11 protein-coding genes are annotated in these 14,989 nt (G+C 64.0%); 6 read left to right on the top strand and 5 right to left on the bottom strand.

The window, feature by feature from the left end; all coding sequences use genetic code 11:
- Positions 1-157 precede the first annotated feature (157 nt).
- Complete coding sequence (gene map, locus HMPREF1023_RS10525; protein ID WP_009306278.1) at positions 158-928, top strand: type I methionyl aminopeptidase; 771 nt, start codon at positions 158-160, stop codon at positions 926-928.
- Positions 929-932: 4 nt separating this feature from the next.
- Here map and HMPREF1023_RS10520 read toward each other — a convergent pair whose 3' ends face one another.
- Entirely contained in the window at positions 933-1,295 is a 363-nt protein-coding gene (locus tag HMPREF1023_RS10520; protein ID WP_009306277.1) for a DUF1648 domain-containing protein, read from the bottom strand.
- A gap of 27 nt (positions 1,296-1,322) precedes the next feature.
- Complete coding sequence (locus tag HMPREF1023_RS10515) at positions 1,323-2,609, bottom strand: carboxylate--amine ligase (protein WP_009306276.1); 1,287 nt, start codon at positions 2,607-2,609, stop codon at positions 1,323-1,325.
- A 258-nt stretch (positions 2,610-2,867) separates the two neighbouring features.
- On the opposite strand from HMPREF1023_RS10515, the gene asnB reads away from it, so the two are divergent.
- Both asnB and HMPREF1023_RS10505 read left to right on the top strand, forming a co-directional pair.
- Entirely contained in the window at positions 2,868-4,829 is a 1,962-nt protein-coding gene (asnB, locus tag HMPREF1023_RS10510; protein ID WP_009306275.1) for an asparagine synthase (glutamine-hydrolyzing), read from the top strand.
- Between the two features lie 1,641 nt (positions 4,830-6,470).
- Positions 6,471-8,321, top strand: a complete 1,851-nt coding sequence (locus tag HMPREF1023_RS10505) for an FAD-binding protein (protein ID WP_009306274.1) — start codon at positions 6,471-6,473, stop codon at positions 8,319-8,321.
- A 41-nt stretch (positions 8,322-8,362) separates the two neighbouring features.
- Here the strand turns inward: HMPREF1023_RS10505 and HMPREF1023_RS10500 are convergent, their stop codons facing one another.
- Both HMPREF1023_RS10500 and HMPREF1023_RS10495 read right to left on the bottom strand, forming a co-directional pair.
- On the bottom strand, positions 8,363-9,268 hold the full coding sequence (locus tag HMPREF1023_RS10500) for a LysR family transcriptional regulator (protein WP_009306273.1): 906 nt from the start codon (positions 9,266-9,268) through the stop codon (positions 8,363-8,365).
- A 39-nt stretch (positions 9,269-9,307) separates the two neighbouring features.
- Positions 9,308-11,410, bottom strand: coding sequence for a murein biosynthesis integral membrane protein MurJ (locus HMPREF1023_RS10495; RefSeq protein WP_009306272.1), 2,103 nt, complete (start codon positions 11,408-11,410; stop codon positions 9,308-9,310).
- A gap of 67 nt (positions 11,411-11,477) precedes the next feature.
- Here HMPREF1023_RS10495 and HMPREF1023_RS10490 point away from each other — a divergent pair, with 67 nt between their 5' ends.
- A complete protein-coding gene (locus HMPREF1023_RS10490; RefSeq protein WP_009306271.1) occupies positions 11,478-12,374 on the top strand; it encodes an NAD(+)/NADH kinase in 897 nt (298 codons plus the stop codon).
- 114 nt (positions 12,375-12,488) lie between these two features.
- Here HMPREF1023_RS10490 and HMPREF1023_RS10485 read toward each other — a convergent pair whose 3' ends face one another.
- The gene (locus tag HMPREF1023_RS10485) at positions 12,489-13,265 is read right to left on the bottom strand and encodes a hypothetical protein (RefSeq protein ID WP_009607901.1); all 777 of its coding nucleotides are present in this window, start codon (positions 13,263-13,265) and stop codon (positions 12,489-12,491) included.
- A 185-nt stretch (positions 13,266-13,450) separates the two neighbouring features.
- On the opposite strand from HMPREF1023_RS10485, the gene HMPREF1023_RS15995 reads away from it, so the two are divergent.
- Together HMPREF1023_RS15995 and HMPREF1023_RS10475 are read left to right on the top strand one after the other, a co-directional pair.
- Positions 13,451-14,026 (top strand): helix-turn-helix transcriptional regulator, encoded by a 576-nt coding sequence (locus HMPREF1023_RS15995; protein ID WP_009306269.1) that lies wholly within the window; start codon positions 13,451-13,453, stop codon positions 14,024-14,026.
- Positions 14,027-14,230: 204 nt separating this feature from the next.
- Complete coding sequence (locus HMPREF1023_RS10475) at positions 14,231-14,971, top strand: hypothetical protein (protein ID WP_009306268.1); 741 nt, start codon at positions 14,231-14,233, stop codon at positions 14,969-14,971.
- The last annotated feature ends 18 nt before the right edge of the window (positions 14,972-14,989 follow it).

Genomic DNA, 14,989 nt, shown 5'->3' with positions numbered 1-14,989 from the left:
GCCCTTGCCATGCTAGAGGCGGCGCTCGCGCGCGTTGCCGCCCGCCGCGGAGGCGTTTCGGGGTCGTGGGAGGGATGTAACGGCCTCGGAAGCCGGGGCGGCAGTGCTATACTGGGCGACGGCAAACAACGGCGTACAAGGCAAGGTGCGAACGCGTATGATCATCAGGAAGTCCCCGGCCGAGATCGAGGCCATGAAGGAAGCGGGCCGCGTGTCGGCCAAGGTGCTGCGCGAAGTAGGCGCGCAGGTGCGGCCTGGCGTGTCCACGCTCGAGCTGGACGAGCTGGCCGAGGCGCTCATCCGGGCGGAAGGCGGCGTGCCCGCGTTCAAGGGCTACGGCGGGTTCCCCGGCTCCATCTGCGCATCGGTGAACGAGCAGATCGTGCACGGCATCCCTTCGCGCAGCGTGGTGCTCAAGGAGGGCGACATCATCTCCATCGACACGGGCGCCATCGTGGACGGCTGGGTGGGCGACAACGCGTGGACGTACGCGGTGGGGAAGATCTCGCCGGAGAAGAAGCGCCTGCTGGACGTGACCGAGCGGTGCATGTGGGCCGGGCTCGACGCCGCGCGACCGGGCAACCGGCTGGGCGACATCGGCCACGCCGTGCAGAGCGTGGCCGAGGAAGCGGGCTACGGCGTGGTGCGCGAGTACGTGGGGCACGGCATCGGGCGCGACATGCACGAGGATCCCAACGTGCCGAATTTCGGCCGCAAGCACACCGGCGTGAAGCTGGAGGCGGGCATGGTGCTGGCCATCGAGCCGATGATCAACCTGGGCACGTACAAGACGCGCCAGATGCCCGACGGGTGGCTCGTGTGCACGCGCGACGGCCTGCCGTCGGCGCACTTCGAGAAGACGGTGGCCATCACCGAGGACGGCCCCGTGATCCTGACCACCGAAGAGGGGCATAGGCGACCGGTGTAGGGCGCTAGCCTGCGAGGGCGCCGCGTCCGAACGAGAGCACCACCCCGATGGCGATGATGGTTTCGATCGAGCCGATCACCAGGAAGAGGATGCGTGCGCTGCGAGGGCTGTCGACGCCGTGGATGGTTCCCTTGGCGAAGAGTGCAGGCGCTTTCCAAGAGACGAGCATGAGAGCAAGGTTGGGAAGACCCAGGATGGCCGCTATGTGCAGCGTCTCGTACTTGGAGCCGTACCGGTCGATCACGCCGTGTACGCCGGCATGCAGCGCGATGGTGTCAGGCAGCGATCCGAGCGCTGCCGCCGCAGCGGCGAGCGGCGCGATGCAAAGCGCGATCCAAACCGCCCACTCCCAGGCTTTCATCTTCATCGGCGCGCCGCCTTTCCGCGTGATTCGTTACTTCAGCTGCTTGCCGTCGGTGTCCCAGTAGAAGCGCTTGAACTTGGGGATCTGGTTCACGTGCATCACCTTCGCCCAGACGTTGTGCATGAACGAGTCGGGCGCGTAGTGCAACGGGTAGGGCTCGGGGGTGCGGCGCAGCGTCTCGAGGGCCTGCTGCAGGCGCGCGCGGTTCTCCATGCTGCGATCCAGCACGTAGCGCGGCACGCAGCTGTAGACGAACGGATCGTACGCCTCCCGGTAGTCGATGGTCTCGCCCAGCAGGAACTCGCGCACGATGAGCTCGACGAAGTTCTGGCCGCCCAGGCTCATGTAGTACGTGTTGCGGCCGCAGCGCGTGTTCACCTCGAAGAAGCGGAACGAGCCGTCGCGCTCGTCCAGCTTGATGTCGAAGTTCGCGAAGCCGCGGTAGCCCGTGCGCTTGAGGAAGCGCTTGGCGCACGCGATGATCTCGGGCTCTCGCTCGCCCATGATGCACAGCGGGTTGCCGAGTGCTGTGGGGTCGTGGTCCTGCAGGCATACGACGCCGCCCGACACCACGCGCACCTCGCCCGAGGCGTCCGAGAATGTGGTGAGCGTGCGGATGGCGTCGTCGCCGCCGGGGATGAAGTCCTGCAGCACCAGCTCGTTGTCGTAATCGGAGGTGCGGATGTCGCGCCACACCTGAGCCAGCTCCTCGGCGCTTTCGATCTCGTAGATCTTGCGCTTGCGGGGGATGTCGGCGTCTTGGAACTGCGCCGAGTTCGACGGCTTCGCGATCAGCGGGTAGGGGAAGTCCTGCACCGGCAGCTCGGCTGGGCCGCTCTCGCCGCAGTCGAAGTACCAGGTGCGGGGGTAGGGGATGTCCAGTTCGTCGCACAGCTCGTAGAAGCGGCGCTTCTGCGTGATGTCGTCGAGCAGGTCGAAGTCGATGTAGGGAACCGTGTAGCCGGCCGCTTCCAAGCGCGGCTTTCCCGACGACAGCATGCGCGCGTGGCAGTCGTCGCAGCCCAGCACCAGCAGCACGCGGTCGGGGTCCTCGGCGCGCACTTGGGCGGCCACGCGCTCGAGCGCGTCGTAGAGGCCTTCCGGCTCGTGGATGAGCGGCTCCAGGCGGTAGTCGGTGAAGCGGCTCGACGACAGCATCTTGATGTCCTGCGTGGCCAGCACGATGGTGCGCTCGACGCCGTAGGCGCGGTGCAGCTCGCGGACGTAGCTGTAGGCCAGGATGTCGCCGCCTACGACGACGGGCTGCAATCGGCGCGCGACGTCGGCGGTAGATGCGATGCGGGGTGAAGCGGGCATGTCGGGTTCTCCTTATGTACGGTATACCGCAGCATTATCCCATAGCTCGCTTTCGGCGTGGCGCGGGAAGCGAATCTCCGTGAAGAGCCGAGAAACGCGGGGCGGCGATCCGTTGGCCGCGGGCTGGGGGCTGCGTCTGGATATGGGGTTTCCATCGCCGCCCTTGGGGATTGCGCGGCGGTGGCGTATCATACCGAAGGATATGAACGCACCCGCCGCGCGAGAAGCGCAGGCGCGCACGCAGGAGGAGCCGATCATATGTGCGGATTCGTGGGATTCACCGCGGTCGATTACGATACCGATACCAACAAGGCCGTTGTCAAGGACATGGCCGATCGCATCGCCCATCGCGGGCCCGACGACGAGGGCTTCTTCGTGGACGACGACATCGCCATGGGCTTCCGCCGCTTGAGCATCATCGACCTCGAGGGCTCGCGCCAGCCCATGCAGAACGCCGACGGCACGGTGACCGTCACGTTCAACGGCGAGATCTACAACTTCCAGGAGCTGCGCGCCGAGCTTGAGGCGCTGGGCTACGAGTTCGTCACGAACGGCGACACCGAGACCATCGTCCACGGCTACGAGGCGTGGGGCACCGACGTGTTCGAGAAGCTGCGCGGCATGTTCGCCATCGCCATCTGGGACGCGCCGAAGAAGCGCCTCGTGTGCGCGCGCGACCTGTTCGGCATCAAGCCGTTCTACTACCAGCACGACGGCAACCGTCTGATCTACGGCAGCGAGATCAAGGCGTTTCTGGCGCACCCGGCGTTCAAGAAGGAACTCAACCGCGAGATGCTGCCGCAGTACCTGTGCTTCGAGTACATGAACGACTCGCAGACCATGTTTAAGGACGTGCACAAGCTGTTGCCCGGCCACTTCATGGTGTTCGAGGGCGGCAAGCTGAACGTCGAGTGCTACTACCATATCACGTACAAGATCGACGAGTCGAAGGGTCTGGACGAGTGGGCCGACGAGATCAACCGCGTGTTCGACGAGTCGGTGGCGGCGCATGAGATCGCCGACGTGGAGATCGGCAGCTTCCTGTCGGGCGGCATCGACAGCTCGCTGGCCGCGTACTGCATGGGCCAGCACGCGCCCGACATCAAGACGTTCTCGGTGGGCTACGATATCGGCTGCGAGGACAAGCTGGCCGAGATCAACGCGCTGCCCGACTTCGACATCAAGCTGAACGAGCTGGACGACGCCACCGCCTTCGCCGAGTGGGCGAAGCTGCCGAACTGGCAGGTAAAGGTAGACGCGCAGGAGTTCCTTGACATCGTGCCCACCGAGCAGTACCACATGGACGAGCCGCTGGGCGCACCCAGCGCCATCCCGCTGTTCTTCGTCAGCAAGCTGGCGCGCGAACAGGTGAAGGTGGTGCAGTCGGGCGAGGGCGCCGACGAGCTGTTCGGCGGCTACTGGATCTACCACGACCAGTTCGAGTTCGACAAGTACTTCAAGGTGCCGCGCCCTTTGCGCGCCGCCGCGGGCGCGGTGGCCGAGAAGCTGCCGTCCTTCCACGGGCGCCGCTTCGCCATGCGCGGCTCGGGTGGGCCGGAGAAGAGCTACCAGCGCGCGAGCATGAACTACATGTGGGACGAGATCCCCAACGTGCTGAAAGACTACGACGGCCCCTGCAAGCCGTGGGAGTGGTGCAAGCCGCACTTCGACGAGGCCGCGAAGCAGAACCTGGACATCATCACGCAGACGCAGTACGTGGACATGGTCAGCTACATGCCGTTCGACATCTGCCTGAAGGCCGACAAGATGTCCATGTCGCAGTCGCTTGAGCTGCGCGTGCCGTTCTTGGACAAGAAGGTGCTCGACGTGGCGCTGCAGCTGCCCACGGCATGTCGCGTGGACGACGACCACGCGAAGTACGCGCTGCGCGTGGCCGCCAGCAAGCTGGGCTTCCAGAAGAAGGTGGCGAACATGCCAAAGCAGCCGTTCATCACGCCTTTGACCGTGTGGCTGCAGACCGACCTGTACTACGACCGCATCAAGCAAGCGTTCACGGGCGAGGCCGCGCACGAGTTCTTCAACGTGGACTACCTCGTGCAGATGCTCGACGACCACAAGTCGGCCGACTTCAGCACGGTCGAGGGTCGCGGCAAGCTCAAGATGATGCGCATCTGGAACATCTACTGCTTCCTGTGCTGGTACGAGGTGTTCTTCGGGAAATCGAGCGAGCAGCTGAAGCCGAAGACGCAGGTGGCGTAAAGCGACTGTGTTGGAGTGTGCGCGCCCGGCCGACCAGCCGGGCGCGTTGCGTTTCGGGGGAGGGCCGTCCGGCGCGCGCGAGGAAGATCGGTGTCCTGAGCGGGGTGCGTTCGAAATTTTGGCAAGATCACGTCCATATGCGAGCCTTTGCGCGCCTTCGGTCGGCCATGTCCGCCGGTGCGATTGTGAAACCGCAGGTCGGACGACTTCCGGACTGCTATATTCTTGAGTGAGGATAGCCATATCGGCCTGATCATACCAGGATTCCGCGGCGGCCATGTGCGCGCTGCTTGCCGTATCGGGCGGCTTGTCATCGGCCGAATTTGCACAAAAAGCGTCGACGTTCGATGTTGTGAACGCTCGCGCTTCTTCTTGCCCGCTTGTTCGTCGGCGTTTTCCCTGCACGTTGATTGCGGGGGAGGCTTTGGCTGGGGCGATGGTCGAGCAAAGCATCCAACGTCGGCGATTTTTGTTCAGGAGACGCCCTTTTCGTTGCAGTCATGATGACGGCAGGGCCTTCTTTGCGAAAAGCGGCGGCGGAGGATGCTGCAAATTCGACTGAGTGCGAATCAAAGGCGAACATGATCGATGCGGGAGGTTCGCACCCGATGCGGGATCGATTCGATCGTCGAGGTTGAGACAGTGCGGTTGGCTGCTTGCACGGAATGCAGGATATTGTGCTCGATTCCTTCTCTATGCCATGATCGTTGCGGTCGCATCCTCATGCAGGGCGCGGGGATTGAAATTCGATTGGCTCAAGGCGGCAGACCCGAAGCTTGAAGTCGCACCCCCATGCAGGGCGCGTGGATCGAAGTCTCTACGGGATCGAGCCGGTCAAGGCGTCCGGCGGTCGCACCCTCATGCAGGGCGCGTGGATTGAAATTGGTATCGAAGTCACTGCGCCACAGCCATGCCGACGGTCGCACCCTCATGAAAGGTGCGGGGATTGAAATCGGTTTCGGGCCACTCCGCTCCGCCCCTTCCGCTCTTCGTGTGCAGCAAAAACGAGGTTTTGGCAGTCTTGACCGCTTGGGACGACGTGTTTTCGAGGTCGGGTGCCGTGTTTCCGGGGCGCGGTCGAGTGTCATCTGGGGTTTTGCCGCGGTGCCGTCTCGGGTGCGAGGACTCCTCGTGCCAAAACCTCGTTTTTGCTGCACATCGCCTTGTGAAAACGTGCGGCGGGGCATTTTTCAGGCAGCTGTGGGGGCGGGTTGGGCGCGAAACGGCTCCCATGACAATCGCAAGGCGGCTTCGACCTGCTTTGACGCGCCTTATCGCCTCATGCGGTCGTATGATCCCAGGTGACGAAATCCACGTGCGACCGTCGATACCCGACTCGACCGCCGAAACTGTCATAGGAGCCGTTTCGCGTCCAACCCGCCAACCGCCCGCCAACCCGCCAACCCGTCGACGCAGCGCCTCCCCGCCATCCCTCGCGCAGCTGCGACAGCGCTCCCTTGCGACAACGAGAAGTTGCCGGGCCGTCAATGCATGCATGACGGGGGAGGCGACCGCCCCATGATACGCTTGCAGCGTTGAAACACGTGTTGAACGAAACATCGCCTCGAGGGACATCAGCGACGATGCCTGGGCCTTGCACGGCTTTGGCACCGCATACATTCGAGTGACCGGAGGGATCACGTGGATACGTCTGCAACAACCAATCATGGGGAATCGAACAACGCGAACGGCGGCTTCTCGCGCAGGACGTTCGTCAAGGGCGGCTTGGCCGCCGGCGTCGCTGCGCTGGGCGGAATGGCGCTGACGGGATGCGCCGCAGCACCGGCTTCATCGAAGCAGGCGGCTGCCGCCGACGCCGCCGCTCCGACCGACGAGATCACCGCGCGCCTGGTGGAGCGCGTGCACGACGCCAACCTGCCCGACGCGGCGCCCATCCTGCCGGTGGAGCCGCCGGCGTCGTGGGACGACGAGGCCGACGTGGTCATCGTCGGTGTGGGCGGCGGCGGTATCGTGGCCACGGCGTTTCTCGCCCAGCAGGGGCTCAAGGTCATCGGCATCGAGAAAGAGGGCCAGGTGGGCGGTGCGAGCCGCCATGCCTGCACGTTCGCCAACGTGTTCGGCGGCTCGAAGGACCAGAACGCGCTGGAGTTCAGCGTGCCCACGTTCCCGCCCGACGTGAAGGCGTTCACCCGCATGTACGAGGAGCAGAACGCCTACTCCATCGACGAGAAGTTCCTCATGAACCAGCTGCTCATGTCCGGTCCCGCGTGCGACTGGATCATGGAGCAAGACGGCATGAACATGGAATGCTTCGGGCCCATCTGGCACGACGCCGACGTCCACGCCGGCAAGCAGAGCGTGGTGCTGGGCATGAACAACCCCACGAACGCCATGGAAGCCGTTGCGCTGGCAGCGGGCGCCGACATCCGCCTGTCCACGAAGTGCGAGAAGCTCGTGGCTGACGGCGGTCGCGTGGTGGGCGTCGTGGCCAAGGGGCCGGATGGCAAGGAGCGCTACGTCAAGGCCGAGAAGGGCGTCATCCTGTGCGCGGGCGGCTTCGGCATGAACCGCGACCTGATCCGCGCCTACCTGCCGAGCGCCTACGAGGGCACCGTGCAAGGCGGTCCCATGCCGTCGCATACGGGCGAAGCCTTCCGCATGGGTCTGGGCATGGGCGCCGACTTCTCCGGCTTCGATTCGTGGAGCTGTTGGGAAGGCGCCATCGACGAGGAGACGGCCGGCGGCGACGGCCAGTTCTGGCACTATTTCTGGCACGGCGAGCGCCAGCTGTTCCACAACCCGTGGCTCATCATCGACAAGCGGGGCAACCGCCAGCCGTACTTCGCAGCCACGCAGGAGCTGTTCGCGAACCCGGGCGGGCAGATGGGCGACCTGAGCAACTGCGCGGCCTGGATGTCGGCGGTGGGCCACCATGTGTACTCCATATGCGACTCCGACTTCCCGACCACCGTGTTCGAGAAGAACGTGCTCACCGACGAGGGCACCGACCGCAACCGCATTCCCATCACCGACCCGAGCACGCTGATCGACACGAAGGGCCTCGTGTCGGCAGACTGGCTGGCCGAGGTCGACGAGGCGGTGGAGCGCGGCGCCGTGAAGAAGGCCGACACCATCGAGGAGCTGGCCGATATGCTGCTGCTCGACCGCGACGTGCTGGTGCGCGCGGTGAAAGAGTACAACGAGCTGTGCGAGAAGGGCGTGGATGACGAGATGTCCACGCCGTACGACCCCTCGTGGCTGCATCCCGTGGTGAAGCCGCCGTTCTACGGGGCCATCATCGGCAGCCAGATGGCGAAGACGATGTGCGGCCTGCGCACCGACGAGCATCTGCAGGTCATGCGCGAGGACGGCTCGCTCATCGAGGGTTTGTACGCCAACGCCACCACGGCAGGCGGCCTGTCGGGCGAGGCGAACTACGGTTGCTTCTGGAATTCGACGGTGTTCGGCGGCGTGGGCACCAGCTGGATCACCGGGTGGATCGCGGCGAAGTCGCTGTTGGACGCCCAGTAGGGTTGCGTCGGCGCGTCGGATCGGCTTCCGGCGCGCCGCGCTCAGCGCCGCATGCCGTTGCGGATGAAGCCGACCAGCTTGAGCGCCAGCGGCTTCGCAAGCGTCTCGCGATAGGCGAGGCACAGGGGCAGCTCGATCCGGTCGCTCGGATGGAACGGCAGGAAGACCGACTGCGGGTAGGCCTTCTCCATGCGCGGATCGAAAGGCTGCAGATGCACCCCGCCTCCGCTGCAGAACGCGTCGATGGCCTCGTCGTTCAACGGCACTTCGCGAAAGCTCGGATCGAAGCCGTGCTCGTGGCAGGCGGTAATGAAGGCGTTGGTGAACAGATCGAAGTCGAAGGGGCTTCTGATGGGAACCCCTTCGAGGTCGGCGATGCGGACGGACGCCCGCCTGCCGAAGGGGTTGGACCTCAGCGTGATCACGCGCGTCTCCACGGGGCCGAGCGGCACGAGCCTGATGCCGGGGCGCTTGTAGGTTCCGTGCACGAAGCCGAGGTCGATGGCTTCTTCCTCCAGGGCGTTCAGGATGGCGGTATCGGACATCTTGAACGTGGAGACGGAGCACCCAGGCGTGCGGTAGACGAACTCGTCGATGAGCGCCACCGCTTCGTGACCCTTGTTGAAAAACAGGTAATCGAGCGGGAACGACTTGAACGCGATGGCCAGCGATTCCGTCTGCCGCGCGCCCGCGCCCTGCGCTTGCACGTACAAGTCGATCTCGTCCAGCTCGCGCAGCACCGCTTCGGCGTGAACGAGGATCTCGCGGCCGTTTTCGGTGAGGCGCATCCCGTCGTCACGGTCGAACAGCTCGAACCCCATCTCGTGCTCGAACGAGCGGATGGCCTTGGAGACGGCCTGCTTGGAGACGTACAACTCCTCGGCGGCCTTCGCCGCGCTTCCGCAATGCGCCACGGCCGACAGGTATCTCAACTGATGAAGCTCCACGCAGCACCTCCCCTGTGCTCGCTTGCGCCCGCGCAGGCGCTATCCGCGTCCCAGCTTGCCCTTCACCTTGCCCACGATGGAGCCGACGAAGGCGGCTTCGGGCACGCGCAGCTTGATGGACAGGCCGAACGTCACCACAAGCGCCACGATGCCACCGGCCAGCACGTAGGCGAGGGCCTGCGGGATGGAACCGGACAGCGGCGCGACGAACATCTGCAGCGCGAACAGCACGCCGCTGCCCGCAGCGGCGCCCAGGCCGCCGAACAGAAGGCCGCGCGCGCACGCTTTCGCCACCGACCGCAGGCCGAACGGCCCGAGGCGGCGGCGCAGGTAGGCGAACAGGCACACGTCGGCAACCACGTAGAACAGCACCTCGGCCGCCGCGATGATCTCGATGGGGAAGCGCTCGACGTTGGCCGCGCCGAACATCGTGAGCGCGATCTGCGCCGCACCGGCCACGAAGTTGAACGCCGCGAACACGCCCATCTTCCGCAAGCTGGAGAAGATCTTCTGCAAATACGTGTTCACGCCGTACACGGGCAGGGCGAAGGCCAACACGGTCATGTACGTGGCGATGGAGTTGACGTTGTCCATGGTGAACGCGCCTGCATGGTACAGGGTGACCAGCGGCAGCGCGAACACCATGAGGTACAGCGCGAAGGGGATCATGAAGAACAGGATCTGGTTCGTGCCGCCGATGATGCCGCGCTTCACTCCTTCGGCGTCGCCTTCGGCCTGCATGTCGGCAAGTTCGGTGAACATGGCGGTGGTGATGGGCACCGCGAGAAACGCGTAAGGGAGCGTGAACCATTGGCGCGCGTACAGCAGGATGGAGGGGCCGTTGTCGGAGAACCCGTAAGCCGCCGCCGTCTGCACCGAAACCACGATGGTGGAGCACAGCATGACGAACAGCGCGGGGATGCCCAGCCCCAGCGTCTCGCGTAGCGCGGGGTCTCGGAAATCAACGCGGGGACGTATGCGGATGCCGTTCTTCTTGAGCGCCGGCAGCTGGATGGCCAGCTGCACGAACACGCCCAGCGGGTTGCCGATGGCGATGATATACAGCGCCATCTCCTGGTTCTGCGGCGCCACGACGGCGTACAGGATGAACGTGGCGATGACGATGACGTTGTTCGCCACGGGCGCGATGGACGACCACAGATAGTCGCGATTCGCGTTGAGCAGGCCCGACACGATAGCGCACGCTCCATAGAACACGATCTGAATGGCGAAGAACTGGAAGAAGAACACCGACTGGGCCATCTCGGTTTGATCGGAGTAGAAGCTTTGCGTGTAGATGGCCACCGACGGGAACGCGATGCACAGCGCGGAGATGATGCCGAGGAACAGCACCACGAGCGTGAGCAGGTTCGACGCGTACTGGTTGCCGGCCTGCTGCCCCAGTTTCTTCTTCACCGACAGGTACACGGGCAGAAACGCCGTCACGAGGATGCCGCCCACCACCATCTCGTACAGCATGTTCGGCAGCCCGTTCGCCACCTGGTACGAGCTGGACAGCAGCGTCGATCCCAGCGCGAACGCCATGATCCACGTGCGAGCGAAGCCGGTGATGCGCGAGATCATCACGCACACGCTGATGAGCGCCGCCGACGACCCGACAGCGGCGGCGGTGTCTTCCGGTTCGTGTTCTGGCTGCGGGACGCGGGTCAGCGTGCGATCGGCGCCCGCGTGCTTGCTGATGATGGGAAGCTCCGAGGTCGATCCGGGAAACGCCGCCCGCTCGGCGCGTGAGCTGGGCACCGAGCGGCGTGCGGCTTCGCGCGGATCGGGGGTCGAGGGCTCGAAGGGGTCTCGAGGCGGCGTGGTGCGGTCGAGGCCGGCGTGGCGGCCGCCGATGCGGATCTCCGAGGTTTCTCCGGGAGCGGCCGCGCGCAGACGCGCTTTCGCGCTCGTCGGATCGAGGCGAGGCTGCGGCTTGGGAACGACCTGCTGGGCCACGGCCGCCGCGATGACGGTGCGGTCGAGCCCGGCGTGGCGGCCGCCCACCCTGATCTCCGACGTCGAACCGGGGTCGGCAGCGCGCACGTGCGTGCGCTGGGGGCGTCGAGGCGCTTCGGCGGGCTGCTCGAGTGCCGGTTCGGCAACGCGCGTGTGTTGAGCTCGTGCGAGCTTGTCGGACATGGACGAACGCTTCCTCATGCTTCGGATATAATGACCCCATCATAGCAAACCCGGAAAGAAGACCCTCATGCACATCCTCATCGTACGCAATAATTCCAACTCGCAAGCCGTGGACGCATCGCTGCTGCTCGCAACGTATTTGGCCACGCAGGGCCTGGACTACACGCTGGTCGATTCGTCCGATCTGTCGTGCCGCTGCGACCATGAGGAGCTGAACGGAGCGCTGGCGTCGGGCGTCGAGATGGCGGTTGTGCTGGGAGGCGACGGCACCATCCTGCGCACGGCTCGCCAGATCGGGACCTCGGGCGTGCCCGTTCTCGGCATCAATTTCGGACGGCTGGGCTTTCTGGCGAACACGGGCGATGAGGGCGTGATCGCCGTGGTTGCGTCGGCGCTGGCGGGCGACGTGGTGGCCGAGCAGCGCACGAACCTGCGCATCGACGTGGTGTGCGAGGGCGAGCCCGACCCGTGGGGCGACGACGATGAGGCGGCGGCGCACGACGTGGACGATCCGGCGCGCACGTTCTTCGCGCTCAACGAGCTGGCCGTGACGCGCGGCGCCAACGGGCGCATCATCGACTTCTCGCTGGGTATCTCGGGCGCGCACATCGCCGACATGCGCGGCGACGGGCTGGTGGTGGCAACGGCCACCGGATCGACGGCTTACGCGCTGTCGGCGGGCGGGCCGCTGGTGGCTCCCGGCTTCAACGGCCTGGTGGCCGTGCCGCTGGCGCCGCACACCCTGCATTCGCGCGCTATCGTGACGGCGGCCAACGACGTGGTGGAGATGGACCTGTCGCTCAACCGAGATCCCCGCGAGGCCGCGCTGTTCGCAGACGGCGAGCTGCTCTCGTTCGACGCGCCGGTGAAGCGCGTCTACGTCAGCCGCGGAGCCGTTCCCACCACGCTGCTGCGCTACCGGCATGACGGATTCTACGAGCACGCCGCCAAGGTGTTCTTCTAAGAGGTTGGCAATGCCCCTGCGGCAGTCGCAACCCATCATCGCCCGAAAAACGCGCTCCAGCCGCTGAGGCGTGTTTTTCGGGCGATGATGGGTTGCGGCCCGGGAGGGGGGCGCTTACAGCCAAAGGCGGTAGGCGGTACTGCTTGAGAAATCGACCATCTGGATGCAGAAGTCGGAGGGATCGAGCTCGTCGAACGAGTTTTGGTCTTTCAAGGCGTTCTTGTTGACTTTGAACGGCAGGATCAGCGTCTGTGACTCTCCTGGCTCGATTCGGAGCAATTCGTCACGATTGTAGTTTTCGTTCGCGAACACGAATGCGTCGTCAAGCACCACTCCGGCTCCTAAGCTGTCGTCTATATAGTCGAGGTTTTCGCTCCACAACGTAACATGCTCAAGGGGCAGCTTGTACCATTGCTGTATAAGGTTGTCGGAGGCGTTGGTTATGGTTACGGTGACCGCTATAAGCTCGCTGCCGTCGTATACCGGGCGGTACGTCCCTGCGTATTCGGGATACCATTCAGCGAAGCCCTTGGTCGTGATGGTTTTGATTTCGGACACGGATAGGTCGATGTCGGGGCATTCGTACTCCCATTCGCCGTTCTCTTTGTAGAAGTCTACCAATTCGGAAGGGGTGCGTTCCACCTCGTCCGGATGTCTGACGTAACGTTGGCCTTGCGTGATGTTCCTTAGCTTCATCGTTGATCCCGGATCGAAATCGACGATCTTAGATAACCCGTATCCGGTTTCAGAATAGAGCCCGTCGCCGATGCGGGGCTCGGGCTCGCGGGGATCCCCTGGGATGTAGCGTCCCACGAACCAGCCCATCACGAGGGCTACGACGATCAAGCAGACGGTTCCTGCGGCTATGCGGACGGTTCGCGTGTTCTTCATGACGGCCTCCTCCGGTCGGCGGCGATCGGGTCGGTTCCCGATTCGATTCGAGCCGAACCTACCATTGCGCAAGGCGAAGCTGCAACGGTGATTTAATTCACCCCTGCTTTGATCTGGGTCGCATGCTATTGTAGGATCCAAGTTGGGGACGGCGGAACGCGCATGGCTTCGAGAAGGAAATCGGTATGACGGACATAATAGCAACGGCGGTGATCCTTGTCTGCGTCGGCGCGACGTTTTGCGCCACGTGCTATGCCATCGCGCGTTTCGCTTACTTCGATCGGCGTGCGCGAGCGGATTTGCTTCTCGCGTTCTACTGCGTTGTCGTGTTCGCCGGTGCGGTGGTCGGGTGCCTCGCGTTCACCGAAGCGTACGGAAACGTCGTGTCTGCCGCCTTCGCAGCCCTTCTGTGCGGATGCTCGGCAGCGGTAGGCGCGCTTCTGCGGAAAACGTGGGCTCAGACCGATGAGCTGGAGCGGCGGCGCGTTGAGGATTTGCGGGGGCTCGTCGATCGCTACCGCACGGAGGAGGGCTCGATCGAGTCACGGTGCGCGCATGCGGCGCGGACGTTCGATCTGACGCGGCGCGAGGAGGAGGTTCTGGCGCTGCTGCTCAAGGGCTGCACCCGTTCCGAGATCGCGCGAGAGTTGTTCGTATCGGGCGATACGGTGAAGACTCACATCCGCAACCTGTACCGCAAAACGGGCGTAACGGGAAAGGACGAGCTTGTTCAGGCGATAGGGGGAAGCGGCCTTGTTTAGGGCTTCCTCGCCCTTGGCACCTCATTGCAGAATAATTCATACCGCCTGATCGTATAGGCAAAATTGTCATCGTTTGAATAATTTTTTAGTGGCTCCAAATATTCCTTCAAACGCCATTGACTTGCCATCGCCCGTGGCGTATCTTAGCTAACTAAGTTTTCGTGTTTACGACAGGGGGACTGTCGAATAAGGGGTACAGTACGTATGAGCGAGCAAGACACGACGAGCACGCAGAGCCTTCCAGTAGATGATGCCGAACCAAATGCCACTCAACGCCAGACGGGCGGCGACAACGCTGCCGACGATGTCGCGCAGGGCAATGGTTTCGGCGCGACTTCTGATCCGGCATCTGTCGACAACGCTTCCGATGCCGGGGCTTCAAACGCTTCGCATCCCATTTCCAACATAGCTGCCGACGCCGCCAAGAATACCGGCAAGATCCTCGGCATGTCCAAGCATGTATTCGCCGCGCTGGTGGCCGTTGTCGCCGTGGGCGCTGCCGTAGGGGTTGGCGTCGTGCTGACGCAGCAGCCTGCGCTGGAAGACTGGTACGACTCGAACGCCGCGCAAGGCCAGTTCGAGGGCAAGTCGAAGGAAGAGATCCAGGCGGCGCTTAACGAGGAAGTGGCGAAGGGCATGATGAACATCTCCATCGCGGCGTCCATCACGTTCGCCGACGGCTCGTCCGAGGGCGAGGCGCGCATCGAGAACATCGCCGCGAACCCGATGGATCAGAAAGTGGTCATCACGCTGAAAGATTCGGGCGAGACGGTGTACGAGTCGGCTGCCATAGCGCCCGACCAGCATATTCAAACGATCAAGCTGACGAAGGATCTTGATCCCGGACAGTACGCCGCCGTGGCCACGTTCACCGGCTACGATCGCGAGACGCACAAGCAAACCGGCCAAGCGGCCGCTGAAATTGTTTTGAACGTCGAAGGCTAAGGGGCTTTCGACGCGGAA

Source organism: Eggerthella sp. 1_3_56FAA, assembly GCF_000185625.1.
Classification (GTDB): Bacteria; Actinomycetota; Coriobacteriia; order Coriobacteriales; family Eggerthellaceae; genus Eggerthella; species Eggerthella lenta.
This window is presented reverse-complemented; position numbering and strand designations above follow the sequence as displayed.

What these genes read in the sequence shown, in the direction of transcription:
- map (WP_009306278.1), top strand. Translation starts at nt 158, where the DNA reads ATGATCATCAGGAAGTCCCCGGCCGAGATCGAGGCCATGAAGGAAGCG.
- HMPREF1023_RS10520 (WP_009306277.1), bottom strand. Translation starts at nt 1,295, where the DNA reads ATGAAGATGAAAGCCTGGGAGTGGGCGGTTTGGATCGCGCTTTGCATC.
- HMPREF1023_RS10515 (WP_009306276.1), bottom strand. Translation starts at nt 2,609, where the DNA reads ATGCCCGCTTCACCCCGCATCGCATCTACCGCCGACGTCGCGCGCCGA.
- asnB (WP_009306275.1), top strand. Translation starts at nt 2,868, where the DNA reads ATGTGCGGATTCGTGGGATTCACCGCGGTCGATTACGATACCGATACC.
- HMPREF1023_RS10495 (WP_009306272.1), bottom strand. Translation starts at nt 11,410, where the DNA reads ATGTCCGACAAGCTCGCACGAGCTCAACACACGCGCGTTGCCGAACCG.
- HMPREF1023_RS10490 (WP_009306271.1), top strand. Translation starts at nt 11,478, where the DNA reads ATGCACATCCTCATCGTACGCAATAATTCCAACTCGCAAGCCGTGGAC.
- HMPREF1023_RS10485 (WP_009607901.1), bottom strand. Translation starts at nt 13,265, where the DNA reads ATGAAGAACACGCGAACCGTCCGCATAGCCGCAGGAACCGTCTGCTTG.
- HMPREF1023_RS15995 (WP_009306269.1), top strand. Translation starts at nt 13,451, where the DNA reads ATGACGGACATAATAGCAACGGCGGTGATCCTTGTCTGCGTCGGCGCG.
- HMPREF1023_RS10475 (WP_009306268.1), top strand. Translation starts at nt 14,231, where the DNA reads ATGAGCGAGCAAGACACGACGAGCACGCAGAGCCTTCCAGTAGATGAT.